Here is a 23,843-nt window from a genome sequence, read left to right as displayed (position 1 = left end):
TAAATATACAACAGTAGACCACCCTGGTCAAATTTAATAATCAGATAATTCCGCCTTCATTTTCACATGCATTTGCACTTTCCTGGAAGCGCTTGTCGTGCTATGTTTTACATAAGTATGACAAGACAGGAGGAGCTTCTTTTGAATAAAATCATGACATCTAAGTTTTCTGTCGCCGCACTTACTGCAGCTGCAGCACTTACTTTGTCTGCATGCGGCAGCGACAGCGAAGAAACCGCTGATACTGCAAGCGCATGGGATGAAATCCAAGAACAAGGTACATTGACCGTTGCGACATCGGGCACGCTTTACCCGACTTCGTACCGCGAGGAAGGCACCGATGAATTGACCGGCTTTGAAGTCGAAGTGGTCCGCGAAATGGCTGAACGTCTCGAACTTGAAGTGGAATTCTCTGAAATGGGCTTTGATGAGATGATGACGTCCGTCCAGACCGGCCAAGTCGATATCGCCGCGAACGATATCGAGATCAACGAAGACCGCAAGGAGAAATTCGCGTTCTCCACGCCGTTTAAATATTCTTATGGCACCGCTATCGTCCGCGAAGGCGACCTTTCCGGCATCGAGACGCTCGAAGATCTCGAAGGCAAAAAAGCAGCCGGCGCTTCGACATCCGTCTATATGGAAACCGCCCGTTCTTACGGCGCTGAAGAAGTGACCTATGACAATGCGACGAATGAAACCTATTTGCGCGATGTGGCAATCGGCCGCACCGATGTCATCCTCAACGATTATTATTTGCAGACGCTTGCCATCGAAGCATTCCCGGAACTCGACATCGTCATCCACCCGACGATCAAATACCGCCCATCTGAAGGCGGCATGGTCATGAACAAAGGCAACGACGAACTGGTCGAAAACGTCAACAAAGCAATTGATGAAATGCTAGAAGACGGCACCATCGCTGAAATTTCCGCTGAGTTCTTTGACGGAGCCGATGTGACACAGCCGATCGACATTGAAGAATAAGCTCCACTGGCCCGATGCCCGCTTCTGCGGCCATCGGGTTTTTATGAAATGCTATTATTTTAATAACATTCACTCCCCTCATTTCGAAAGCGCTTCCTTTTCTATTTCCACAATCCTCCTGTTCAGTGGGCCAAATTATTGATTCTTTTCGATAGTTTCAGCGATTTACTGGCAGGCGTACTCGCTAAACTCCAACTTTTCTCCGCTTTCATTCACTAGTGAATAGCATTATACTGTTAAAGTATTTAGAATACTCTGCAGAAGAGGTGAGCTTTTTTTGAAATTCACATTTTCCCCGCTCAGCGAACAAGCGCTGGTCATCGAAACCGGTGCCATCATCAATAAAGAGTCGGAACAGGCGGTGCGCAAATTGTCATCGCTCCTGGAAACACAAGCACCCGACTGGCTGATTGAATTCATCCCGGCGTTCACGACCGTGACGGTGTTCTACGACCCGTGCCAGATCAAGCAAGCGGAAGCCGAACAGGAATTGCGTCTCTTGATTGCACAATTGGATGAAGCCGAACCACCTACTCCTCGTCAAATCGAAATCCCGGTTTGCTATGGCGGCGAATTCGGCCCTGACCTCAGCTTTGTCGCGGAGCATAACGGACTCACCGAAGAAGAAGTCATCGAAATCCACACGTCCGGCGTCTACAGTGTGCACATGATCGGTTTTGCCCCAGGGTTCCCGTTCATCGGCGGCATGTCCGAAAAAATCGCGGCACCCAGAAGAAAGTCGCCGCGTTTGCGCATCCCGGAACGCACTGTCGGGATCGCTGGCATGCAAACCGGCGTCTACCCGATCGAAACACCGGGCGGCTGGCAATTGATCGGCCGGACGCCGCTGCGACTGTTCGTTCCCGAACAGGACATCCCGAGTTTGCTGCGCGCAGGCGATGAAATCCGCTTCACGCAGATCGATGAAGCCGAATACCGCGAACAGGAGGCGAAGTTAGATGCTGAACATTCGTAAAAGCGGACTGCAGACAGCGGTCCAGGACCTTGGCCGAACAGGTTTCCAGCGCTACGGCGTCATCTCAAGCGGCGTCATGGACCCGTTTGCCCACCGCATCGCCAATTTGCTCGCGGGCAATGCGGAAACGTCCCCGACCTTGGAGATCGCCTTATCTGGGCCGGTCATCGAGTTCGAAGCCGACCATTTCATCGCCATTTGCGGAGGTGATTTGTCCCCTTCGCTTGACGGCGAGCCACTGGCCATGTGGCGTGGCCATTTCGTCCCGAAAGGCAGCGTCTTGTCGTTCGGTGAACCGAAACGCGGCGCCCGCAGTTACTTGGCGGTAGCCGGCAGTTTTGACGTTCCGTCCGTCATGGATAGCCACTCGACTTATTTACGGGCAGGCATCGGCGGCTTCCAGGGGCGCGCGTTGAAAAATGGCGACAGCTTAAAGACGCTGTCCATTTCGCCTGCGCGCCTGGACGCCTTGAAAAACCAGAATGCCCAGACGCCGGATTGGCTTATCCCGCCTGCCCGCTACCACGAGCAGCCGATCGTCCGGATGATGCCTGGGCGGCAATACGCGCTCTTTAATGAAGCGAGCCGCTTGCGCATATTCGAGGAAACCTTCACCGTTTCTGCCAATTCGGACCGGATGGGCTATCGCTTGGAGGGACCTGAACTAGCGCTTGAAAGGCAGGAGGAATTGATTTCGGAAGCAGTCGCGTTCGGCTCTGTGCAAGTACCTGCAGACGGCAATCCGATCGTCCTCTTAGCCGACCGCCAGACGACCGGCGGCTATCCGAAGATTGGCCAAGTGGCTTCGGTCGACTTGCCGCTGATCAGCCAATTGAAACCCGGCGAATCGCTGAAGTTCCGTGAAATATCCGTCAACGACGCACAACAGCTTTATATTGAGCAAGAACAGCAGATCCGCCAATTGAAGATTGCCATCCAAATGAAACGGGAGGAATGGACATGAACCACAAAGTAGATTTGAACTGCGACATGGGCGAAAGCTTCGGCCCTTATACGCTCGGCAATGACCGGGTGATCCTCGATTACATCAGCTCCGCCAATATCGCTTGCGGCTTCCACGCCGGCGACCCGGCGACAATGCGCGAAACCGTCAAGCTCGCACTCGAGAAGAATGTCGGAATCGGCGCACATCCCGGCCTGCAAGACCTGGCCGGCTTCGGGCGCCGCCATATGGCCGTGACGCCCCAGGAAGTATACGACCTTGTCATCTACCAGATCGGCGCGCTCTACGGCTTCGTCAAGGCAGAAGGCGGGAAATTGCAGCATGTAAAAGCGCATGGCGGCCTATACAATATGGCCGTTACTGATGCCAAGCTGGCAGAAGCCATCGCGGAAGCGGTCTATAAAATCGATCCTGAACTGGTGCTGTTCGGCTTATCAGGCAGTGAAATCGTCAAAGCCGGTGAACGGATCGGCCTGCGCACCGCCAATGAAGTGTTCTCCGACCGGACCTACCAACCGGACGGGACACTCACTCCGCGCAGCCAGCCTAATGCACTCATCACCGACCCGGACGCTGCGATCGAGCAAGTCATCCGCATGGTCAAAGAAAATAAAGTTGCGACGACACAAGGCACTGACACTTCCTTGAAAGCCGATACGATCTGCATACACGGCGACGGCAAGACCGCAAAAGAATTCGCGATGCACATTTCCAGTTCCTTGAAAGAGGCGGGAATCGATATCCAACATATCCATAAAATCGTCTAACACCGCCCAAGGAGGAACTTCCATGAACAATGTCAAAAAGATGAAAAACACCAACCGCAGCGTCCTGCTCGGCGCTGCCTTCCTGATGGCGACTTCCGCTATCGGGCCAGGATTCTTGACCCAAACGACCGTTTTCACTGAAACCTTACTGGCTTCATTCGGTTTTGTCATCCTCATTTCCATCATCATCGATATCGGTGCGCAGACGAACATTTGGCGCATCATCGCCATTTCCGGCAAGCGCGCACAAGACATCGCGAATGACGTGCTGCCAGGGCTTGGCTATGTGCTGGCGTTTCTCGTCGTCATCGGCGGCCTCGCCTTCAATATCGGGAATATCGCCGGTGCCGGGCTCGGCACGAATGTGCTATTCGGCATTTCCCCGGAACTCGGCGCCGGGCTCAGCGGCTTGCTTGCGGTCGGGATCTTCATGGTCAAAGAAGCGGGCCGCGCCATGGACCGCTTTGCCCAGCTTCTCGGTTTTGTCATGATCGCTCTGACCATTTACGTCATGATCACGGCACAGCCGCCTGTCGGTGAAGCCGTTGCAAAAACCTTCGTGCCGGACACGATCGATATTTTCGCCATCGTCACGCTTGTCGGCGGAACGGTCGGCGGCTATATCACATTCGCCGGCGGCCACCGCCTGATCGACGCCGGCATGACCGGCAAACGGCATTTGCCGCAAGTGACCCGAAGCTCCATCTATGCGATCGGTGTCGCTTCGATCATGCGCGTCATCCTGTTCCTCGCCGTACTCGGTGTCGTCTCGCAAGGGCTTGCGCTCGACCCGGACAACCCGCCGGCTTCGGTGTTCCAGCTTGCCGCCGGCAATATCGGCTATAAGATCTTCGGCGTCGTCATGTGGGCAGCCGCTGTCACGTCGGTCGTTGGTGCTGCTTATACATCCGTTTCGTTTATCCGGTCGTTCAGCCCGGTACTCGAGAAATATCACCGCTACCTGACCATCGGCTTTATCGTCATCTCGACCATCGTCTTCATTTCCATCGGGCGCCCGGTCCTGATCCTCGTGCTCGTCGGTTCACTCAACGGCTTGATCTTGCCGATCGCACTCGGTGTTATGCTGATCGCTGCACACAAGAAGAAAATCGTCGGCGACTACAAACATCCGCTGTGGATGACAATCTTCGGTGTTATGATCGTTATCGCCATGTCATGGATGGGCGGCTATACGCTCTTGAACGGCATCCCGCAATTATTTAAATAAGGAGTGATTGAAACATGCAATTCACATCTCCGGAAGAGCTGCGCAGCGCCATCCGAAAAGGCGAATTCCAAGCGCCGACTTCGGGCTTCGCCCCTGGATTCATCCAAGCGAATCTGGCCATTTTGCCGAAAGACATGGCATTTGAATTCCTGCTGTTCTGCCAGCGTAACCCAAAATCCTGCCCGGTCATCGACGTCACGGAACCCGGTTCGTTCGTCCCGGCCCTGTCCGCGCCGATCGCCGATTTGCGCACCGACATTCCCAAATACCGCGTCTACCGGGACGGCGTATTGACGGAAGAAACATCGGATATCCGTTCATTATGGACCGACGATATGGTCGCGTTCCTGCTTGGCTGCAGCTTTACATTCGAAGAAGCGCTGACGCAAAACGGCATCCCGATGCGCCATCAGCAACAAGGCTGCAACGTGCCGATGTACAAGACATCGATTCCCGCCGTTCCAGCTGGCCGCTTCCAAGGCCCGACTGTCGTCAGCATGCGCCCGATCAAAGAACAAGACATCGTCCGCGCGGTGCAAGTGACGAGCCGCTTCCCGAATGTCCACGGCGCGCCCGTCCATATCGGCAATCCCGAATCGATCGGCATCCAAGACATCACAAAGCCCCATTTCGGCGACGCGGTGGAAATCAAGCCAGGAGAAGTGCCGGTCTTCTGGGCTTGCGGTGTCACGCCTCAAGCTGTCGCCATGGAAAGCAAACCTTCCTTGATGATCACCCATGCACCGGGTCATATGTTCATCACTGATTTGAAATCTGAAGACTTCAGTATATTTTGACAACCTAAAAAGCGCTTGTATGGAAAATTTCCATACAAGCGCTTTTTGTTTTTCGGCTTAACTATCCATCAATTGCCGGCGGATACGGATCGCCACTTGTTTCCAATACGACGGTTGATGCGGCACGAAATCGGGCAAGCCGATTTTTTTGCGGAACGGCTTCCTGCCCTCTGGCCTTTCAATAAAACCGCAGGCATCGATTTTTTCTGTTTGATTCATACACAATTCAAAGAATGCCCGGAAATCCACTGCTGCCATGCCTGCTACTTCCTCTGCTTGCAGGCGATAATCCGCTAGGTCGATTTGCGTGTCTTCGTATAAATGGATGTAAGCCCGCTCCCGGTCCGTGAATCCGGGCAGCAAAATCTCATCGTTCACCACCCCGAGCGGCGTCAATTGCTCAAACGAAAGCGCCAAGCCAAGTTCTTCCTCAATTTCCCGCACGCCGTCTTTCACCGATTCGTGCGCTGCAATATGGCCCGCTGCCGTAATGTCAAAAAGCCCGGGGAAATCCGCTTTATCCCGGCTCCTCAGCTGTAGATGGACCCGGGTGTGGCCCAGTTCATGCGAGACAATCCAGCAATGGAAAGTCTCGTGCCACAAGCCTTGCCGATGGACTTCATCACGTGCCGCGACGCCTGTCAGCGCTCCTTGTTCGGTCACACAGGCGATTTTTTCAATAGCCATCGCGCAATCTCCAAAATACCAATTCTTTCGACTGCGCAGTTCGTTCAAACCCCAGCTTTTCGAGCACGCGGATCGATGGTACATTGTCTTCGTAGCATTCCGCCGTCACTTCCCGCACTTCCGGAAACGAAAATGCCCAGTCGATCAAGCCTTGCACGCCTTCTGTGGCGTAACCGTTTCCTTGATACGACTCTTTTACGCCATAGCCGATCTCCACTTTTCCGGCTTTATCCGGCCTCCCTTTAAACCCCATATCGCCAACCGGCACGCCGGATCGATCGAAAGCGACCCAGGCACCCCAACCGTAAAGCCGCTGGTCTTGTTTCAAATCATCCAAATGCAGGCTGATATGTGCGCCCATTTCATAACTGCCGTATAAATTGAGGTACAGTTCTTCCGTAATCGGCACCAGCTTCAGCCGCTCTGTCTGGATTTCTTTCGGTAATGAATTGATATTCATGAATTTTGCCTCCTTGCCTTGTTCAGTCCATGCTTTTGTAGAATGCGAGTGCTGCTTCTATTACATCGCGGTCATAGCCTGACCGTTTATGGATGCGCTCCACCCATTCTTCAAACGACGCAGCAGCTTCTTCCTTGAACAAGCCCTTGCTCGTGCTGAGCTCGCTTTGCCAATCGTTGAACTCCCAATGCGCCACTTCGCCTTCGAACGGTATGCGGACTTCGATGAGCGGGGTTTTGCCAAGCTGATGCTGCGAATATTCCGCTGCCTGCCAAAATGCTGCTTCGCCGACTGGGTCGAGTGAATACTTCTGCACCGATAATTTTCCGCCCGGGCGTTGATAGATGACCGTCATGCCATCAGGCTCAGCCGACAACTGCACGTCCGCTCCCGGAAAAAAACCGGCTTGCGGGGCTTCCGAGAAAGCCGGGTCTTGAGTGTCCACTAAAATCGGCTGTAGCCACTGATCTCCTAAATCACATAGAAAACGCCTGCCTTTTTCATCGAGCGCCAAGACCGCTGCATGCGCCCCTTCCGAACTGAGTTCCGAACCGACCGCATATGCCTCGATCCCCGCCTCGCGAAATTCCGCCATCAGCCAAAGAGCCAAATCGAAGCAATTTCCGCCAAGCCCGTATGCCTCGCGATGCTCCCGCATTAGCCCCACACTGCGCTGTTTTTTTAACCCAGCCCGTTCATAATTCCAGGCCTTCACCAAATTATCCATCGGCAGCCCGTCAAAGCGCCGCCATACATTCAGAATATGTTCACCTGCCCGCATTTCCCGATCCCCTCTCCTCGTCCATCTTCCCTTACTTTCGATTCGAGACATCTATATTCCTGCATGAAAAAAAGAAGGCCGGAGCCTTCCTTTTAAAGAATCATTTAATTTCTGTTTTTTCCAGGCTTTCCAGTGCCTGCTTGACCGTCGCATAGGCATCCGCGGATGATAATTGAATGCCTGAATGGACGATGGTCTGCACCAAGTCCGGCCGGAGCCCCGCCACGACGACGTGGATGCCCATCAAGCTGAGCGTACTGCCGATATGGTGGATCGCTTCTGCGGTCTGGTCATCGATCGTCAAGACGCCCGAGAAATCGGCGATGACGTGATAGACCCCCATCTCCGCAACACGCGGGATGACATTCGTCAAAATATGGTTGACCCTATAGCTGTCGAGATATCCGATCAATGGCAAGACGACGACATCATCTGCGACCGGGACAATCGGTGCCGACAGCGCAATCATCTCGCTTTGCATTTCCGCTTCGTATTTTTCCTGGAGCCGTTCAAACGCAAAGAAGGTTTCGTTCAAGCTGACATCGAGCAGGGTGTTGATGCGTTTGATGACGAGCGAATTTTCTTCCAGGCTCAGTCCCGCTTTGACGCTCAGTTCCGTGAACAATTCTGCAATGACGACGCGCGTCGGCGGATAACGCACGACAATTTCTGAAATCTTGCCGCCCGCTGAGACTTGCATCTCTGCATTTTGCTTGCTCCACTCGATGAGTGCATCCGGCACCTCAAGGTCGGCTTCATTGCCGATGGTCTCGCCGAGATAGCCAAGTAATTTCTCATACATGTCCACCGCCCGCAAACGCTCCTCATCCGGGATGTCCTGGTCGACTTTCGCAAGCACCCGGTCCACTACTTGTTCAGCGAGCGTATGCGGGCTCGCTTTGATATATCCGCAAAACTCCGTAAATGAAGACATTCCGCCTGCCACCTTTTCCAATGAATTGCTTTCAGTATACCATTTTGCATAAGGGCAGGCACGCCGATATGACCATGGAAACGACAATGTCATACTCCTGTAACAAAGCCCCGCCGAGATATCGGCGGGGCTTTCAGGCACTTATTGGATTTTAATCGTTTTGCGGATGGCGCTCATCGTTCCGAGATGAAGCGCATCGTGTGAAATCATGAACGCCAGGACTTCCCTGAGGGTCTCCATGCCGAGAAACGGCTCGAGCAATTTGCTGTCGAGCTTGCCGGCGGTTACGTGTTCGATTTGGTCGGGCTGGTCGTGCAATACTTGCTTGAGCTCTTCAAGCGAAGGAACCTCGCCTTCCCAATTCTGCGGGGATGTGCCGCTTGCGAATAATGTCTGGTAGCGTTCTGGCAGAAAAGGCTTTGTATCAAGTGATTTCGAGACAAAACTGTCGATTCCTGCTGCCAAATGGCCAGCATTCCAGCGGATCGAGTTGCGGAACGGCGCAGGCATTTGGTCCGCTTCCTCTTCGCTGATATGGTCGAGCAGTTTGATGATCATCCCGCGCCACGTTTTCCATTGCCGAAACATTATTTCTTCATTCATCCTATCGCCTCCAGAAATGTGAATATTCCCATTTTAGCGTTTTCACAGGATACAAGGCAAAGCTTCCGACTCGCCGCCATACCGGCCATTCAGAAAGCTAATCCGCTCTTGGCAAATACTTTGTTTTTTTTCATTTGTTTTTTATACTTTGCAAATTTTTATTGTGAATTAAGTCACCTCGGATATACTTTAATTACCACAATTTTAAGGGGGAGCATGTTTGAACTGCAATAATTGTTCAGTCTCCACACTGACTTTTGATATTCGCCTAAGCGGTGAATTGAACCGTTCCATCATCCCCATTGCCATTGGCCATTTAGAGCGCCAAGGCTTGGACGTCTCTCTGAAAGACAACCGGCTGCGCATGGGCGAGTTCGGCGCACGTGAATTTTTGAGTTTTTGTGAAGACCTACTTGAAATGGATGAGGCAGAATTCCGCATCAACCAGGAAAGTTACCAGCCGATTACCGACATGCGCCAAGTGTTCGATATGGAATGGATCGATGAAGTTATCCAAAACGAGCGCATCGTTTCCCATTTCCAGCCAATCGTCGATCAAGACCGCAACGTCTTTGCCTATGAAATGCTCGCGAGGTTCCACGACGCCGAGGGCCAGGTGATTTATCCGAACACGATCTTTCCTGCCGCGAAAAGCCGCGGCCGTTTGTACGCACTTGACCGTGTCTGCCGGATGACCGCTGTCCGAGCGGCCGGCCAATTATCGGGCGAAAAAGCGTTCATCAATTTCATCCCGACTTCGATTTACTCGCCCGAATTTTGCCTGCGGTCGACGATTGACCTGGCCCACCAGACAGGCGTCGACCCGAAGCAAATGGTGTTCGAAGTCGTCGAATCCGAGAAAGTCGATGATCTGGAGCATTTGAAACGTATCCTTGGCTATTACAAATCGCGAGGCTTCCAATACGCACTCGACGATGTCGGCGAAGGCTATAGCACCGCTGAAGTGCTCGGCGAGCTGAAGCCGCATTTCATGAAGCTCGATATGAAATACGTTTTGGACGTTGCTCAAGATGTAGAAAAGCAGAAAGTGGCGCAAAGTTTCCTCGAAAAAGCCCAAGCAGTCGGTTCGACGCCACTTGCAGAAGGCATCGAAACCGAAGAGGATTTCCTTTGGCTCAAAGCACAAGGCTATGAATTGTTCCAAGGCTATTACTTCGGCAAGCCGGCGGCAGCACCGCTTGCGGCGAAAACGGCTTCATAACAAAAGGAAGAGACCGTGGTCTCTTCCTTTTCTCGTTGCATTAAATCGAGTCATGAGAGGGAATTCCAAACACTCCCGTTACGAAATAGTCTCATTTACCGCCAAAACTTCTCATGATCCGCTTTGTCTTCGATATTGAATTCAATCAATTTGCCGAGCAATGCGTAATCGACGGGACGGTCCCAGCTCATGCGGATCAATTGCTTCGTGCTCGAATGGCCGCCTGCTTCAACGTCCTGCTCGAAGCGGTCGATCGCTGCTTTTTCCGGTGCCACCGCCATATGTTTTTTCGCGGTGCTGAACGCGATGATAAAAGTGCCGTGATCGGTGAACATCGGCTGATTCCATGCAACACGCGGAACGAGCTGAGGATAGGTTTCCATGACCCATTTCAATGCTTCCTCGACCCGTTCGCGGTGATCCGGGTTGTCGATCTTCGCCAAGTACTCTTCAAATTCATTCATGCCCTGTGCCTCCTTTACAATAAAAGCTTTCTATTATTCCGTGTCCACGAAATACTGGTCTTTCCGGTACGCTACCCCGTCAACTGTCGCGATGATTTCGTCTCCGCGCAGCACGTCGACGCGGTAGAAACCGACACGGAAATTGCGCTTCGTCTCGATCGCGCGCGCCGTCAACAGGTCTCCTGGTCTTGCTGCTTGGATAAACTGGGCATTGGTCGACAAACCGACCGATGCTTTGCCGTGCGCATTGCTTGCAACCGACATGGCATGGTCAGCGAGTGCGTAAATGACCGCACCGTGCGCAGTTCCGTACGCATTGACCATGTGATCTTGCACCACCAGCTCCGCCTCGGCCAGCGTCTCTTCGAATTTCGTCAAACGGATGCCGAGTGACTTGGCATAGGGATCGCTTGCCACTTTATCTCGGATTTCCGCGTAATGCTGTTGATGGAGTGCTTGTTCATCGATTCGTTTTGGCATAACAGCCTCCTTTGTCTTCGCTGCGCATTATTTCCCGGGAAACCCCGAGAGTTGCTTTTCAACAGCCGCCACCAATTGAGCGCGCGTGTCGGCCAGTTGGTTTTTCAACGCTTCGTTATCCCAATCGTCTCCTGTATAAAAACTTGCGAACGGCTGATTTTCATTTCTGGCAACGACATGCAAATGAAAATGCGTCAATTCGTCGGCCCCGCCGCCATTTTGCGTTTGCGTGATGCCAAACGGCGCGTATAGCTCCCGGATGGCCCGGCTCATCACTTGTGACGCGTTTAAAATGGCAAGTGCCGTCTCGCTGTCCATGTCGTCGATAAACCGGTAATGGGCTTTCGGCAATATGAGGACATGCCCTTCGTTGAATGGATCGTGGTCCAAAAAACACGCCACCCACTCGTTTTCATACACCATGTGCACCGGCAACCCGCCGTTTGACAGCCTGCACCCTAAGCACCCCCGTTCTGTATGTCCTGAAATCCCACTCATCGCCCGCACCCCTTTCCGCCGCAGCAAAATCCGTTATGCTGCAGGCCTTTTCTTTTCATTATACAAGCTGGCTTCATCCGTGAAAGGAAAATCTAACGCCTTTCCGCATGATGTCCTATACTAATAGGCAAGGAGGGTTTTACATGATCCGCATTCTCGCAGTAGACGACGATTTACATATGCTCCAGTTTGTCGCCGGGGAGCTCCGGCAACATGGCTATGAAGTGATAGCCGCTGAAAACGGTGAACAGGCATTGGCGCGTCTGGAACAGCAGACGGTAGACCTCGCGATTGTCGATGTCATGATGCCCGGGATCGACGGTTTTGAATTAACCGAACGCATCCGCACAGACTACGATATCCCGGTCATCCTATTGACAGCACGCCACCACATCGAAGACAAGGAACGCGGTTTTCTCGCCGGATCCGATGATTATTTGGTCAAACCGTTCGAATCCAAGGAATTGCTGTTCCGTGTTAAAGCGATTTTGCGCCGCTACGACCATCCCGAAAACAATACCCTTACGGCAGGGTCGTTGACGATCGACTTGAAAAGCTACGAATTGCGCTCGCCAAACGGCTTGTCATTCATTCCATTGAAGGAATTTGAGCTGCTCGTCTTGCTTGCCTCTAAACCGCGCCATGTCTTTACAAGGGACGCCATCATCGAAAGCGTATGGGGGCTTGATTTCCAGGGGGACGAACAGACCATCAACGTCCACATCAAACGGCTGCGCGCGAGGCTCGAGCAATTCGCGCCGGATGTCAAGATTGTCACGGTGCGCGGCGTCGGCTATAAATTGGAGGCCGATTCATGAGCTTGTATGTCAAATTCATCTGGTTCACGTTCCTGACGATGCTCATCAGCAGCGCCATTTCGTTTTTCGCGATGAATACGCTGTACCACCAATTTTTGAAAGAAGACAATAACGACAAAAACCTCGCGATTGCCCAATCGTTTGCCGGCCATTTGAGCAGCCTGCCGCCGAACCAAGTGGAAATCACACTCGAGGTGCTCGGCGACGCCGGCTATCAATTGTATTTGACCGATGGCCGTGATGTCTCACGCTTTGGCGGCGAATTCCGCGATGAAACGATCGCCCAAGAAGACGTCCAGCGCGTGCTCGGGGGAGACACCTTCAACGGCATCCGTGATTTTCCGCGCCAAACTTTCGTCACCGGCTTTTTCGCCAATGAACTTCAAAATTCCATCGGCGTCCCCGTGATGCTTGGCGGTGAATCCTATGCTTTATTCCTGCGCCCCGACATCGAGCTATTGTTCCAAGAACTCCATCTGTTGTTCGGCGGTTTGGCCGTAGGGATCGTGCTGTTAAGTTTTCTCGGCATGCTGTTGGTTGCGCGCTTATTGATCCAGCCGATCACGAAATTGACCGAAGCGACCGAGAAAATGGCGACGGAAACCTTTGACGTGCCGCTCGCGATCGACCGGAGGGACGAAATCGGCCGCCTTGCCGACCAGTTTCGGTTGATGCGTTCGCGCATTGAACAGTCGACTGTCAAACGCAAGGAATTCGTCCATAATGTCTCCCACGATATCCAGTCGCCGCTCCATACGATCCAAAGCTATCTCGGCTTGCTGGAGAAACCAGGCATCAGTGATTCCGACAAGCAGTACTACGCCGAAATCATCCGCGAAGAGACGGCGCGCCTGTCGCTGTTGACAACGCAACTCTTGACTTTGGCATCGGTCGACAAGGAAACGCCTGAAGCGCTCGAAACCGTCGCACTCCACGAACAATTGCACACGACGCTCAGCCATTTGCGCTATGCCTTCGACGCCAAAGAACTGGCGCTATCCGCACAGCTTACGCCAGCCTATACGCAAGGCAACGCGGTGCTGCTTCAAACTGTCTGGGAAAACTTGTTGACCAATGCAGTGAAATACAGTGAACAGGGCGGCTCGGTCGACGTTGCGCTTACGCAAAATGATCGCCAGATCCATATTACGGTGCGCGATCACGGCATCGGCATGTCAGAAGACGAAGCGAAACATGCTTTCGAGCGCTTTTACCGCGCCGACCAGGCCCGCACACGCGGCCAAAAAGGCTCCGGCCTCGGCCTATCGATTGCCAGGGAAATCATCGAGCTCCACGGCGGCCGGATCGAACTCGACAGCGCGCCGGGCGCCGGCACCACCGTAGCTGTTATTCTTACATCCTCATCATCTGCATAGACTCAAAGCCCTCCACAACCGGAGGGCTTTTTTTATTCCAAACTGTCAACGCCCGTTCATCTTCCATTCATCTTGACCCTGTAGACTGAAAGTACACCAAAATGGAGGCGAACAACGTGAACTTAGCATGGAAAGAAATGAAGAAAAGCAATACGAAATTCGTGATTCTCGGATCGATTGTCTTTTTGATCAGCTTATTGACCTTCATCATCTCAGGGCTCGCGAACGGCTTGTCACAAGACAACGCCGCCTTGATCAAGAACTTGCCGGACGGAACGATCTATATGGAAACGGCGGCGGAAGAAACCCACGCCTTGTCTGCGATCGATACGGACACCGAAAAGCAAGTCCTAATGGAAAACGACGGCGCGTTTGCATTCTCCATCCAGATGGGTTTTTTATTGAATGAACAAGACGGACAGCAAAGCGTCGCCTTCGCCACGTCGACCGGTTCGGCTGAATTCCCTGATGTCGCAAAAGGCGATATCATCCTCGACCGCTCGCTCGAAGAAGATGGCATCAAGCAAGGCGACATCTTCAACAACAGCCAGTTGGAGGATGAATTTACCGTTGCAGGCTTTACAGACGGCGCGAAATACAGCCACGCCGCTGTCGCTTTTATCCACCCGGACGATTACGCGGACATGTATCGTACAGAACAGATGCAAATGCTGTTCGTTCCGGAGACGGCACAACCCCGCACAGTCTCCGGCCTGCAAAGCTTCTCTACAGAAGAATTTCTCAACACTTTGCCGAGCTATAGCGCCGAGCAATTATCGCTGTCGATGATCGTCTGGTTTTTAGTGGTCATCAGCGGCATGCTGTTCGCGATTTTCTTCTATATGATGAACATCCAGAAACTCGGGCTATATGGCATTTTAAAAGCGATTGGCGTGAAGACTGGGGCCTTGTTCCGCATGATCTGGACACAAATGCTCGTCATCACTGCGATCGCACTCATCCTATCGATCGCCATCAGCCAATTGTTCGGGCGCGTAGCACCAAGTGATATGCCGTTCCACTTGCCGGTTGATGCCACGCTGCAATTAACTGCGGTGTTCTTTATTATCGGTTTTTTTGGTGCCACTTTATCCGGCCTTCAGATCCGCAAAGCCACACCGCTTCAAGCCATTCAACAAGGAGAAGAATCCGCATGATTTTCACGACACAAGACATCCAAAAGACTTTCAAAACCGGCGAGGTAGCAGAAGAAATCCTAAAAGGCATCGACCTGTCGCTGACAGAAGGCGAAATCACCGCACTTGTTGGCGCATCGGGATCCGGCAAAAGTACGCTCCTGACGATTGCCGCTGGGCTTCAGGCCGCTTCAGGCGGCGAGATCCATTTTGACGGCGGGGAATTGACCGCCATGAACCAAGAACAGATCCGGAAAATCCGCGCGCAATCGTTCGGCTTCGTGTTCCAGTCCCCGCATCTCGTACCATTTCTCACGGCCGAAGAACAATTGCTGCTCATGCTTGAGACAGCCGGATCCCCGCTTTCGAAAAAACAACGCCGCGAGGAAGTTGACAAAATGCTCCATTCGGTCGGCATGGCCCACCGGAAAACCGCCTATCCTGCCTCGCTGTCCGGAGGCGAAAAGCAACGGGTCGCCATCGCCCGGGCCATCGTCCACCAACCCAAGCTTTTATTCGCGGACGAACCGACCGCAAGTTTGGACTCCACCAAGTCGCATGAAGTGATGGGATTGCTGCAGCAACTGACGAAAACATTGAACATCGCCACCCTAATGGTCACCCACGAAGAAGACATGCTTGCCTACGCAGACCGCGTCATCACTATGAAAGACGGGCGCTTTGCATAGAAAAAGAGACGGCCTGGGCCGTCTCTTTTTCTATGAAGCCAATATAATTCCTGCAAACCCACCGATCAGGACTTGTTTCCCGTGCTGGTTGCTGCAGGTAAATGAGGCGTCGATCTGAATACGCCCGTTTTCCATCTTGTCATAGCGGCCGATCTCCACCTCACAGCGGATCGTATCCGACGTAAACACCGGTCGCAGAAATTCGAAATTCATCGTCCTGGCCAATACATTATGGTCGCCGCCGACTTTGGTCGGCAACGTCGCCGTCAACAGCCCTTGCACGACCAAACGCCCCTGCTCATCCGGCGCCAAGTGATGGTCACCCTCATCCCATGAAAGTTTCGTGAAAAGCTCGACTTCCTGCTCCGTAAATGTCCGTTCAAAGCTAATGATATCCCCTGCTGTCAGCATGTCTTTCCCCCTTCTACTCCAGTTCCTTTAGTTTTTTCGTCAATTCCACAAAGCGCCGATCGAGTTCTGTATAGCTCGGGTCTTTCGGCTGCATAAAGCTCAGTTTGCCGAGCACGGCTTGACGCTCCGTCTCGAGTTTCAGCCGAAGTTCACCGCTGCTGCCTAGCGCTTCTTTTGGCGGCGCTTCCCCGAGCTGCTTGCGGATCGTTCCCCCTTCAAACACCAGTTTGCCATCCGTCGCCTTGTCGAGCAAATAGCGGTCATGCGATACGACGAGAAGCGTGCCGCGATAGTCCGCCAAGGTCGACTCCAATTGTTCGCGCGACGGCAAATCCAAATGATTGTTCGGCTCATCGAGCAATAGGGCGTCTTTATCTTCCAAGATGAATTTCATCAATTTGCATTTGACCCGCTCGCCCATGCTCATCTCCCGGATCGGCTCCAGCCATTGTTCTTTGCGGAAGCCTAAATGCTTCAATAAGTTCTGCACACGCCCCCGCTCTTTGAACGTGAACTGCTCAAATAATTCGGCAGGCGTCTGGTCGAGCGGCAAATCAAAGACGTCTTGCGTCAAATAGCCGATGGAAGCGGAAGGCGATAGCCAAAGCTCCCCCTCACTTAGCGGCTCTTCGCCCGCCAGTATTTTCAAAAACGTTGTCTTGCCGCTGCCGTTTGCGCCGACAACCGCGATTTTCTCCCCGTGCTGGACTGTAAACGAAGCGTTCTTGAATAATGGCATGTCGCCAAACGATTTCTCTAGCTTTTTCACTTCCAAAAAGCGTTTCCCGGCTTTCGGATTGGCACGGAAAGCAAAGTCCACCTCGTATTCCGGTTCGACAGCGTCGACCGCCGCGTTCGCCAATTCCTTCTCCAGGCGTTTTTGCTTTGATTTCACTTGCGCGTCCATGCTTTTGGCTTTGACCCGGTAATATTCCTTATAGCCTTCCTGCTTGGTGGAATTGGCATGCGCCGATTCAGACCAGGAGGAAAGCTGCTTCATCTGGCTTTCGATCCGGTCGACGCGTTTTTGTTGTATGTCATAGGCGTGCTGTTGATTTTTACGCTGTTGTTCGCGGAATTCAATATAATCGCTGTAATTGCCGTTATAGCTATGGATCTTGCCATTTTCAATCGACCAGATCTTCGTTGCGATTTGATCGAGGAAATAGCGGTCGTGCGAGACGATCGCGATGGCGCCTGGATAAGCGTTTAATTCGCGCAGCAAATGGGCTGTGCCTTGTGCGTCCAGATGATTGGTCGGCTCATCCAATAGCAAAAGATCTGCTGGCTGTGCTAAGCCTTTCGCAAGCCTCGCCTTTAGTTTTTCGCCTCCGCTCAATTGAGCAAAATCGCGGAACGGGACTTTCCATCTGTTCAATAGCGCTTGTTCCGTTTTCGTCACGTCTTCAAAAGCGTAATCCGGCAATTCCTGTTCGACTGCCCGCACGCTCATATCCGGTGCGCCTTGAATCAACTGTCCACTGGCCGGTGCGATGTCGCCGGAAATCAGCCGCAACAGCGTCGTTTTTCCAGCGCCGTTTTTCCCGATGATGCCGATGCGGTCGTCGCTCATGATGTTCGCCGTCACGTCCTCGAATAATAGTTGTTGTTCGATTTCCAAGGATACGTTCAATAATTTCATTAGTTCTGTCATGCAGAACCACCCCTTCTCGTTTTGACAGGGAGAATTAAAAAAATCCTCCCACATCTAAATTTGGAAGGATTAGCCAGTACACTTTGGGTGCGCCAAATAACCAGCGACACCTTATGGATGAAATGGGCAGACTAATCCTATGTTTTCGTCTTCGAAAAATAACTATTTCAAATGACTAAAAATATAGGTTAGTTACGCATTGTCCACCCATCAACTCGTTTCATTTCAGAATTGAGTTGATTTTATCATGCAGGAACTTTGCTTGCAACTGGGCCAGCCGGAATTACGCAGCGCTTTGTTCGCGTTTTTTCTTGACGCTGACAATTGCGCCGACTGCCACGATGGCAAGAAGGACGCCCCAGAAGATCAATTTCCATTCCGTCGAGTGGGCAAATTCGTATGGCAAGATGCCGACGCCTTTGTGCCCGAGCGTCAACACGGTCAATTTGACGCCGACCCAGCCGACGACGACGAATGCTGTCGTTTCAAGCTGCGGGTAATTCGACAATAGCTTGACGAATTTATGTGCCGCAAAACGCATAATAACGAGTCCGATCAAGCCACCGGCAAGCATGACGGCGAACTGCCCGCCGTTGATGCCGCCGATTTCCATAGAACCAAGATGCGGCAACGTGATGGCAAGCGCCACCGCTGCAAGCATCGAGTCGACTGCGAATGCGATATCCGCCAGTTCCACTTTCAAAACCGTCATCCAGAAGCCAGAACCTTTTGTCTGTTCCGGCTCAACCGAATGTTCTTTGCCTTTTCGCTGATCGTAAATATGCTTAAACGCGATAAACAAGAGATACGCCGCACCGAGTGCCTGGATTTGCCAGACATCGACGAGCAAAGTGATCATGAATAAGGCCGCGAAACGGAACACGAACGCCCCGAGTAAACCGTAGAACAATGCTTTCTTTTGTTGTGCTTTCGGCAAGTGCTTGACCATGACCGCCATGACGACGGCATTGTCCGCAGCAAGCAAACCTTCAAGTGCCACTAAGACGAGCAGCACCCATGCATACTCCAATAATATTGCTTCCACTGAAAAAAACCTCCTTGAATTTGACAACAAAAAAGACCCCTGCCTATAGAAGGCAAAGGTCTTGCTAAGCAAAATGATTTTGCTATCACAACCGATGGAACGGGTCCATGTAATGACGACTGTGAAATAGGTTTCCCCATAGCTACTCCCCTTTGACGTGATGTCAAGGTCTATTGAGTTGTTAAAAAAAGTATAGCATAAAAAAACAAAAAAGCTACTACATAATATCGCCAATTTCCGGGATTGTTTATCCATCATTCTCCTGAATATTTTGCAGATTCCTGTCATTAATATGGTATTATACTTCTTAATCACTGAAGGAGGGGAAACCATTGGGAAGGGAATAGCGACACTTATTTATGCACTCAAACGAATCATCCGCTTTACACCGTTTTGCATGAACAGTTGCACCCGTGCGGACCGTCTCATTTCAACGAACGGAGTTCACCTGTCATCGTAAGCGGCCATTTTGAATAACATCAGCCATGCCCCGTGGAAAATTACCGGCGCCGGCTGAACTATTTATGGAGGTGAATCCCTTTTTAGGGAATCTTACGTGGACATAATCACATTATTGAATCTAGCTTTGCTTGTACTATTGCTCGCTTTGACCGCCTTTTTCGTCGGTGCAGAATTCGCGGTCGTCAAAATCCGCATGTCGCGCTTGGACCAGCTCATTGCAGAAGGCAATAAAAAAGCCGTGCGCGCCAAAGAAGTCGCCGGCAATTTGGATTATTACCTCTCTGCTTGCCAGCTCGGCATCACGGTTACGGCACTCGGTCTCGGGGCACTCGGGAAACCGACCGTCGAACGGCTCATGTATCCGGTCTTCGACTTTTTCCAAGTGTCGGATTCGGTCGCATCCGCCGCTTCCTATGCGATTGCTTTCCTATTGGTGACGTATCTTCATGTGGTGCTCGGAGAAATGGCGCCGAAAACGCTCGCCATCGAATACGCTGAAAAAATGTCGCTGCTGTTGGCCCCTCCGCTGTATTGGTTCGGCCAAATCATGAAGCCATTCATTTGGGCATTGAACGGAGCCGCCCGCCTGTTGCTGAGAGTTTTCGGTGTCCAGCCAGGACATGAACAGGCGTATTCTGAAGACGAGCTGAGAATCGTTATGGCGCAAAGCTATGAAGGCGGCGCCATCAATAAAAATGAATTGTCTTATATGGAAAATGTCTTCACATTCGATGAACGTTCGGCCAAAGACATCATGGTGCCGCGGACCGAGCTCGTAACACTCGACCTCGACATGCCGTCGCAAGAAATCATCGATGTGCTCGACGAACATAATTACACCCGCTATCCGGTCACGGAAGACGGCGACAAGGACCGGATTATCGGTTTTGTCAGCGCCAAGAAAATGCTGCCGCAAATTGTCGCAGGGCGTGATTGGAAGTTGCACGATTTTGTCCGCGAAGTGCCGACCGTTTTTGAGATGACGGATTTGCAAGGTGCCTTGCTGCGCATGCAGAATGCCCGCGTCCACCTAGCAATTGTGGCGGATGAATACGGCGGGACCGCCGGCATGCTCACGCTCGAAGACATCCTCGAAGAAATTGTCGGCGAAATCCGCGACGAATTTGACGAAGACGAAGAGCCGGAAATCAAGAAAATTGCAGATCGCGAGTACGTACTGAATGGCCGCGTGTTATTGAAAGAACTCGAAGAACGTTTTGGCGTAGACTTCGACAATAGCCAGGACATCGACACGATCGGCGGCTGGATCCACTACCGCACGACCGGAGAAATCGAAATTGGCGAGCCGTTGACGTATAAAAATACGGAATGGACCGTCACCGATATGGACCACCAACAAATCAAACAAGTTTTGTTTAAGCAAAAACCGAAAAAATCTCAAGACCAAATCGACTAACTGGAGGTGAGCCCCCGATTCTGGGGGATCCAACTTGGATGGACAAATAATAATTAACTTATTGCTCGTAGCTTTAATGATTTTGGCGACTGCGTTTTTTGTCGGCGCCGAATTCGCTATTTTGAAAGTACGAATGTCACGGATCGACCAATTGATCTCAGAAGGCAATAAAAAAGCCGTGCGCGCCAAAGAAGTGGCAGATAAACTCGATTATTACCTTTCTGCCTGCCAGCTCGGCATCACAATCACGGCATTGATTCTCGGGGCGCTCGGGGAACCGACCGTTGAGCGCTTATTGCATCCACTGTTTGAGGAGTTCAATTTATCCCCTGCCATCGCGACCATCTTGTCGTACGCCATTGCCCTTAGCATCGTGACCTTTTTGCACGTTGTCATCGGCGAACTGGCCCCGAAAACTTTGGCCATTCAATATGCAGAACGCATGACTTTATTGCTCGCCCCGCCATTGTACTGGTTCGGGAAAATCATGGGCCCATTCATCTGGTTGTTGAACGGTTCGGCACGCTTGTTTTTACGCTTGTTCAAAGTGGAACCGAGCGGCCATACGGAAGCACATTCCGAAGAGGAATTGAAATTGATCATGGCTGAAAGCTACCAAAGCGGCGAGATCAACCAAACTGAGCTGACGTATTTGAAAAATATTTTCGATTTTGACGAGCGCATCGTCAAGCACATCATGATCCCGAAAGAGAAAATCGTGTCGGTTGAGAGTTCTTTGACACAGGAACAACTTTTCAAGGTACTCGATGGTCATGAGTATACACGCTATCCTGTGACAGAAGGTGGAGACCCCAATCGCCTGCTCGGATTCATCAACACCAAAGAATTGCTGACGAGCATGGCGGCCGGCAGAACCCAGACACCGGAATCGTTCCTGCATCCGATGCCAAGCTTCCCGGAAAACACGCCGATCCAAAAAGTGCTCTCGAGTATGCAGCAAAGCCGGACGCATATGGCCGTCATTACCGGAAAAGACGGACGCATCGCAGGCCTTGTGACAATGGAAGACATTCTCGAGGAAATCGTCGGCGAAATCAGCGACGAATCGTTCGAAGCCGGTACCATTTAATTGATTTATAAGAAAGAAGAGCTGCTGCGGCAGCTCTTTTTTTTCAGCGAAGATAAGCCCTGCTCCAACTCATCGTTCAAGCGGTTTTACGGCGTTTTCGCATCAACAACCAGATGACCGAAATGCCGATCAAGACGAAAATCCCGATGGCCATGGCGATGTATACCGGATCTTCATTCACATCCTGGGGGATCCATTTTTCCGCAAGCGGACCCGCACTCATCAACGCCGCGACGATAATCGTAATCCAGGATTTCGTGTACAGCGCATAGGCGATAAACACGACAAGGCAGACGGCGAGGATCATATAATTCTGTTCAGCCGTTGCAGTGAAATAAGCCGATGTAGTTTCCGGAACCATCCATAAATAAAACGCCACCCAGAAACCGAGGACCAAGGTTGAAACAGCGACCGCGATCAGGCCAAGCTTCACCGGCTTGTCGTGGAACTTCGGAAACACCTTGAAAATCAAGGAACTATAGATGAGGAGGCTCAAGACGACCGGAATGACGCCCCATAGCACCGTTTGAGATAATCTGAAATCCCCCGATAAGGCCGGCACATACGCCAAGTATGCGAGAATCACCAGTATGGTCGACGGGATAAGGACCATCAGCTCTTTTGCCGCAATCGGCAATGGCTCCCCGATACTCTTCATATACTGTTTCGGGTCTTTCCCGACGATGCTCTCGACGTTTTTGCCACGCTTCTCCGATTCAATCAAATGGCTTTCCAGTTCATCGACGACCTCATTGATGTCTTCATCGCTTTTCCCCCGCTGCATCAGATACATGCGCAGTTCGATCAGGAATTGTTCAGATTTCGCAGATAGCATCTCATTGCCCTCCTTTAGTAATGACCGCATCGACCGATTGCTTCAAATCAGCCCAGCGCCCGAGAAATTGCTTCAGTTCCGCTTGTCCTGCTTCCGTTAATGAATAATATTTACGCTTCGGCCCCGCTGTCGATTTCCGCTGCACACTCGTTACGAGCCCTTCTTTTTGCATCCGCAATAATAGCGGATAGATGCTGCCTTCACTGAATGATTGAAACCCGTAGCTCTGCAGCTTTTCGGCCAGTTCATAGCCGTAAATCTCCCCTTCTTCGATGATTGACAGGATACAACCGTCCAAAATCCCTTTGAGCATTTGTGTAGAATCTGCCACTTCGCGCATCATCCCTTTCTTTGCCACGCCATTACCTTGCAATGCAAGTGTTGTAAACCCATCATAAACGATAAACCCTTGCATTACAAGTTAGTGAATGGAATTTTTTCCATAGAAAAGGCCAGCCTGCAGCCAGGCCGGCCTTATGCTTTAATTCTCTAATCGTTTCTGCAGGAAACACTGGCTGAAGCCTTTCGGATGGTCTTCAAGCATGCCAAACACCTCATAGCCGTTTCGTTTGTAAAAATCGGGCGCCTGGAAACTGAACGTATCGAGCGTGATCAAGCGGCAGCCTTTTTCTTTTGCGGCTTGCTCCACCTTTTCAAGCAACACTTTCCCTTGGCCTTGCCCCCTCAGGCGCTCATCCACCCACAAAAAATCGACATGCAAACGGCGCCAAAATGTGGAGGCGGTAATGCCGCCCAAGATCGTCCCGTCATCGTCTTTCAGCACGAAGCTGAGCTGCTCGACCGGCGACTTGGCCTCGTCAGGCAAGTTCTTCATATTATGTTCAATCACTTTCTGTCTGATGAATTCACTATCTTGCCGGTTCCATTCATGACTAATTTTCATCCTTGTCCTCCTATATTCCATCGACCGCCCCATCCTCTACAGGATGTCTCCCGCGGTTCTTTAATCATGCCGCTTGCTCTGCAGGCTCCCGTTCATGGCGGTCTTGATAAAGCCCAAGTGCAAAGCCGGCCACCGCGCCAAGTGTGCTCATGATGACC

General features: G+C 51.8%; 27 protein-coding genes. 13 read left to right on the top strand and 14 right to left on the bottom strand.

Going from position 1 to position 23,843, the window contains the following annotated elements; all coding sequences use genetic code 11:
• Window positions 1-141 precede the first annotated feature (141 nt).
• From DP119_RS08565 to DP119_RS08540, 6 genes are all read left to right on the top strand, one after another.
• Window positions 142-987 (top strand): transporter substrate-binding domain-containing protein, encoded by an 846-nt coding sequence (locus DP119_RS08565; protein ID WP_112232756.1) that lies wholly within the window; start codon window positions 142-144, stop codon window positions 985-987.
• 277 nt (window positions 988-1,264) lie between these two features.
• Window positions 1,265-1,963 (top strand): 5-oxoprolinase subunit PxpB, encoded by a 699-nt coding sequence (gene pxpB, locus DP119_RS08560; protein WP_112232754.1) that lies wholly within the window; start codon window positions 1,265-1,267, stop codon window positions 1,961-1,963.
• The gene (locus tag DP119_RS08555; RefSeq protein ID WP_112232752.1) at window positions 1,947-2,927 is read left to right on the top strand and encodes a 5-oxoprolinase subunit C family protein; all 981 of its coding nucleotides are present in this window, start codon (window positions 1,947-1,949) and stop codon (window positions 2,925-2,927) included. Before pxpB ends, DP119_RS08555 begins: the two co-directional genes overlap by 17 nt.
• Window positions 2,924-3,694, top strand: a complete 771-nt coding sequence (locus DP119_RS08550; RefSeq protein ID WP_112232750.1) for a LamB/YcsF family protein — start codon at window positions 2,924-2,926, stop codon at window positions 3,692-3,694. Before DP119_RS08555 ends, DP119_RS08550 begins: the two co-directional genes overlap by 4 nt.
• Window positions 3,695-3,716: 22 nt before the next feature.
• Window positions 3,717-4,922 carry an NRAMP family divalent metal transporter gene (locus DP119_RS08545; RefSeq protein ID WP_112232748.1) on the top strand — a complete coding sequence of 402 codons (1,206 nt, stop codon included), beginning with the start codon at window positions 3,717-3,719 and terminating at the stop codon, window positions 4,920-4,922.
• A 14-nt stretch (window positions 4,923-4,936) separates the two neighbouring features.
• On the top strand, window positions 4,937-5,719 hold the full coding sequence (locus DP119_RS08540) for a putative hydro-lyase (protein ID WP_112232746.1): 783 nt from the start codon (window positions 4,937-4,939) through the stop codon (window positions 5,717-5,719).
• 57 nt (window positions 5,720-5,776) lie between these two features.
• Here the strand turns inward: DP119_RS08540 and DP119_RS08535 are convergent, their stop codons facing one another.
• From DP119_RS08535 to DP119_RS08515, 5 genes are all read right to left on the bottom strand, one after another.
• A complete protein-coding gene (locus tag DP119_RS08535) occupies window positions 5,777-6,406 on the bottom strand; it encodes an NUDIX hydrolase (RefSeq protein WP_112232745.1) in 630 nt (209 codons plus the stop codon).
• The gene (locus DP119_RS08530) at window positions 6,396-6,866 is read right to left on the bottom strand and encodes a GNAT family N-acetyltransferase (protein WP_112232743.1); all 471 of its coding nucleotides are present in this window, start codon (window positions 6,864-6,866) and stop codon (window positions 6,396-6,398) included. Before DP119_RS08530 ends, DP119_RS08535 begins: the two co-directional genes overlap by 11 nt.
• Window positions 6,867-6,888: 22 nt before the next feature.
• Window positions 6,889-7,647 carry a hypothetical protein gene (locus DP119_RS08525; RefSeq protein ID WP_112232741.1) on the bottom strand — a complete coding sequence of 253 codons (759 nt, stop codon included), beginning with the start codon at window positions 7,645-7,647 and terminating at the stop codon, window positions 6,889-6,891.
• Between the two features lie 100 nt (window positions 7,648-7,747).
• Entirely contained in the window at window positions 7,748-8,581 is an 834-nt protein-coding gene (locus DP119_RS08520) for an STAS domain-containing protein (RefSeq protein ID WP_112232739.1), read from the bottom strand.
• 141 nt (window positions 8,582-8,722) lie between these two features.
• A complete protein-coding gene (locus DP119_RS08515; RefSeq protein WP_112232737.1) occupies window positions 8,723-9,184 on the bottom strand; it encodes a DinB family protein in 462 nt (153 codons plus the stop codon).
• A 220-nt stretch (window positions 9,185-9,404) separates the two neighbouring features.
• On the opposite strand from DP119_RS08515, the gene DP119_RS08510 reads away from it, so the two are divergent.
• Window positions 9,405-10,406, top strand: a complete 1,002-nt coding sequence (locus DP119_RS08510; protein ID WP_112232736.1) for an EAL domain-containing protein — start codon at window positions 9,405-9,407, stop codon at window positions 10,404-10,406.
• Window positions 10,407-10,501: 95 nt separating this feature from the next.
• On the opposite strand, the gene DP119_RS08505 is transcribed toward DP119_RS08510, so the two are convergent.
• Genes DP119_RS08505 through DP119_RS08495 form a run of 3 tightly spaced genes read right to left on the bottom strand, consistent with a single transcriptional unit; the run spans window position 10,502 to window position 11,848 of the window.
• Window positions 10,502-10,870, bottom strand: coding sequence for an iron chaperone (locus DP119_RS08505; RefSeq protein WP_112232734.1), 369 nt, complete (start codon window positions 10,868-10,870; stop codon window positions 10,502-10,504).
• Between the two features lie 33 nt (window positions 10,871-10,903).
• A complete protein-coding gene (locus DP119_RS08500; protein ID WP_112232732.1) occupies window positions 10,904-11,350 on the bottom strand; it encodes a PaaI family thioesterase in 447 nt (148 codons plus the stop codon).
• A gap of 27 nt (window positions 11,351-11,377) precedes the next feature.
• On the bottom strand, window positions 11,378-11,848 hold the full coding sequence (locus DP119_RS08495; RefSeq protein WP_112232730.1) for an HIT family protein: 471 nt from the start codon (window positions 11,846-11,848) through the stop codon (window positions 11,378-11,380).
• Between the two features lie 143 nt (window positions 11,849-11,991).
• Between DP119_RS08495 and DP119_RS08490 the strand changes: the two genes are divergently transcribed.
• From DP119_RS08490 to DP119_RS08475, 4 genes are all read left to right on the top strand, one after another.
• Window positions 11,992-12,666 (top strand): response regulator transcription factor, encoded by a 675-nt coding sequence (locus DP119_RS08490; RefSeq protein WP_112232728.1) that lies wholly within the window; start codon window positions 11,992-11,994, stop codon window positions 12,664-12,666.
• On the top strand, window positions 12,663-14,042 hold the full coding sequence (locus tag DP119_RS08485) for a sensor histidine kinase (RefSeq protein WP_112232726.1): 1,380 nt from the start codon (window positions 12,663-12,665) through the stop codon (window positions 14,040-14,042). Before DP119_RS08490 ends, DP119_RS08485 begins: the two co-directional genes overlap by 4 nt.
• A 116-nt stretch (window positions 14,043-14,158) precedes the next feature.
• Window positions 14,159-15,199, top strand: coding sequence for an ABC transporter permease (locus DP119_RS08480; protein ID WP_112232724.1), 1,041 nt, complete (start codon window positions 14,159-14,161; stop codon window positions 15,197-15,199).
• Window positions 15,196-15,867: an ABC transporter ATP-binding protein gene (locus DP119_RS08475; RefSeq protein ID WP_112232722.1), complete on the top strand. Its 672-nt coding sequence runs from the start codon at window positions 15,196-15,198 to the stop codon at window positions 15,865-15,867. Before DP119_RS08480 ends, DP119_RS08475 begins: the two co-directional genes overlap by 4 nt.
• 30 nt (window positions 15,868-15,897) lie before the next feature.
• On the opposite strand, the gene DP119_RS08470 is transcribed toward DP119_RS08475, so the two are convergent.
• The 3 genes from DP119_RS08470 to DP119_RS08460 all read right to left on the bottom strand — a co-directional run bounded on the left by DP119_RS08470 (window position 15,898) and on the right by DP119_RS08460 (window position 18,977).
• Complete coding sequence (locus DP119_RS08470) at window positions 15,898-16,278, bottom strand: hotdog family protein (protein ID WP_112232720.1); 381 nt, start codon at window positions 16,276-16,278, stop codon at window positions 15,898-15,900.
• Between the two features lie 13 nt (window positions 16,279-16,291).
• Window positions 16,292-17,932 (bottom strand): ribosomal protection-like ABC-F family protein, encoded by a 1,641-nt coding sequence (gene abc-f, locus DP119_RS08465; RefSeq protein ID WP_112232718.1) that lies wholly within the window; start codon window positions 17,930-17,932, stop codon window positions 16,292-16,294.
• 283 nt (window positions 17,933-18,215) lie between these two features.
• The gene (locus tag DP119_RS08460; RefSeq protein WP_112232716.1) at window positions 18,216-18,977 is read right to left on the bottom strand and encodes a TerC family protein; all 762 of its coding nucleotides are present in this window, start codon (window positions 18,975-18,977) and stop codon (window positions 18,216-18,218) included.
• A gap of 556 nt (window positions 18,978-19,533) precedes the next feature.
• On the opposite strand from DP119_RS08460, the gene DP119_RS08455 reads away from it, so the two are divergent.
• Together DP119_RS08455 and DP119_RS08450 are read left to right on the top strand one after the other, a co-directional pair.
• Entirely contained in the window at window positions 19,534-20,856 is a 1,323-nt protein-coding gene (locus tag DP119_RS08455) for a hemolysin family protein (RefSeq protein ID WP_112232714.1), read from the top strand.
• A 34-nt stretch (window positions 20,857-20,890) separates the two neighbouring features.
• On the top strand, window positions 20,891-21,946 hold the full coding sequence (locus DP119_RS08450) for a hemolysin family protein (RefSeq protein ID WP_112232712.1): 1,056 nt from the start codon (window positions 20,891-20,893) through the stop codon (window positions 21,944-21,946).
• 76 nt (window positions 21,947-22,022) lie between these two features.
• Here DP119_RS08450 and DP119_RS08445 read toward each other — a convergent pair whose 3' ends face one another.
• From DP119_RS08445 to DP119_RS08435, 3 genes are all read right to left on the bottom strand, one after another.
• Complete coding sequence (locus tag DP119_RS08445) at window positions 22,023-22,781, bottom strand: DUF1129 family protein (protein ID WP_112232710.1); 759 nt, start codon at window positions 22,779-22,781, stop codon at window positions 22,023-22,025.
• Between the two features lies 1 nt (window position 22,782).
• Window positions 22,783-23,112, bottom strand: a complete 330-nt coding sequence (locus tag DP119_RS08440) for a PadR family transcriptional regulator (RefSeq protein WP_112233072.1) — start codon at window positions 23,110-23,112, stop codon at window positions 22,783-22,785.
• A gap of 150 nt (window positions 23,113-23,262) precedes the next feature.
• The gene (locus tag DP119_RS08435) at window positions 23,263-23,685 is read right to left on the bottom strand and encodes a GNAT family N-acetyltransferase (protein WP_112232708.1); all 423 of its coding nucleotides are present in this window, start codon (window positions 23,683-23,685) and stop codon (window positions 23,263-23,265) included.
• Window positions 23,686-23,843: the final 158 nt, after the last annotated feature.

Source organism: Planococcus maitriensis, assembly GCF_003289925.1.
Taxonomy (GTDB): domain Bacteria; phylum Bacillota; class Bacilli; order Bacillales_A; family Planococcaceae; genus Planococcus; species Planococcus maitriensis.
Note: the sequence above shows the minus strand (reverse complement) of the source record. Positions and strands in the feature narration are given on the sequence as shown.

What these genes read in the sequence shown, in the direction of transcription:
- DP119_RS08490 (WP_112232728.1), top strand. Translation starts at nt 11,992, where the DNA reads ATGATCCGCATTCTCGCAGTAGACGACGATTTACATATGCTCCAGTTT.
- DP119_RS08495 (WP_112232730.1), bottom strand. Translation starts at nt 11,848, where the DNA reads ATGAGTGGGATTTCAGGACATACAGAACGGGGGTGCTTAGGGTGCAGG.
- DP119_RS08540 (WP_112232746.1), top strand. Translation starts at nt 4,937, where the DNA reads ATGCAATTCACATCTCCGGAAGAGCTGCGCAGCGCCATCCGAAAAGGC.
- DP119_RS08500 (WP_112232732.1), bottom strand. Translation starts at nt 11,350, where the DNA reads ATGCCAAAACGAATCGATGAACAAGCACTCCATCAACAGCATTACGCG.
- DP119_RS08555 (WP_112232752.1), top strand. Translation starts at nt 1,947, where the DNA reads ATGCTGAACATTCGTAAAAGCGGACTGCAGACAGCGGTCCAGGACCTT.
- DP119_RS08550 (WP_112232750.1), top strand. Translation starts at nt 2,924, where the DNA reads ATGAACCACAAAGTAGATTTGAACTGCGACATGGGCGAAAGCTTCGGC.
- DP119_RS08515 (WP_112232737.1), bottom strand. Translation starts at nt 9,184, where the DNA reads ATGAATGAAGAAATAATGTTTCGGCAATGGAAAACGTGGCGCGGGATG.
- DP119_RS08475 (WP_112232722.1), top strand. Translation starts at nt 15,196, where the DNA reads ATGATTTTCACGACACAAGACATCCAAAAGACTTTCAAAACCGGCGAG.
- DP119_RS08485 (WP_112232726.1), top strand. Translation starts at nt 12,663, where the DNA reads ATGAGCTTGTATGTCAAATTCATCTGGTTCACGTTCCTGACGATGCTC.
- DP119_RS08525 (WP_112232741.1), bottom strand. Translation starts at nt 7,647, where the DNA reads ATGCGGGCAGGTGAACATATTCTGAATGTATGGCGGCGCTTTGACGGG.
- DP119_RS08470 (WP_112232720.1), bottom strand. Translation starts at nt 16,278, where the DNA reads ATGCTGACAGCAGGGGATATCATTAGCTTTGAACGGACATTTACGGAG.
- DP119_RS08520 (WP_112232739.1), bottom strand. Translation starts at nt 8,581, where the DNA reads ATGTCTTCATTTACGGAGTTTTGCGGATATATCAAAGCGAGCCCGCAT.
- DP119_RS08435 (WP_112232708.1), bottom strand. Translation starts at nt 23,685, where the DNA reads ATGAAAATTAGTCATGAATGGAACCGGCAAGATAGTGAATTCATCAGA.
- DP119_RS08445 (WP_112232710.1), bottom strand. Translation starts at nt 22,781, where the DNA reads ATGCTATCTGCGAAATCTGAACAATTCCTGATCGAACTGCGCATGTAT.
- DP119_RS08505 (WP_112232734.1), bottom strand. Translation starts at nt 10,870, where the DNA reads ATGAATGAATTTGAAGAGTACTTGGCGAAGATCGACAACCCGGATCAC.
- DP119_RS08530 (WP_112232743.1), bottom strand. Translation starts at nt 6,866, where the DNA reads ATGAATATCAATTCATTACCGAAAGAAATCCAGACAGAGCGGCTGAAG.
- DP119_RS08535 (WP_112232745.1), bottom strand. Translation starts at nt 6,406, where the DNA reads ATGGCTATTGAAAAAATCGCCTGTGTGACCGAACAAGGAGCGCTGACA.
- abc-f (WP_112232718.1), bottom strand. Translation starts at nt 17,932, where the DNA reads ATGACAGAACTAATGAAATTATTGAACGTATCCTTGGAAATCGAACAA.
- DP119_RS08545 (WP_112232748.1), top strand. Translation starts at nt 3,717, where the DNA reads ATGAACAATGTCAAAAAGATGAAAAACACCAACCGCAGCGTCCTGCTC.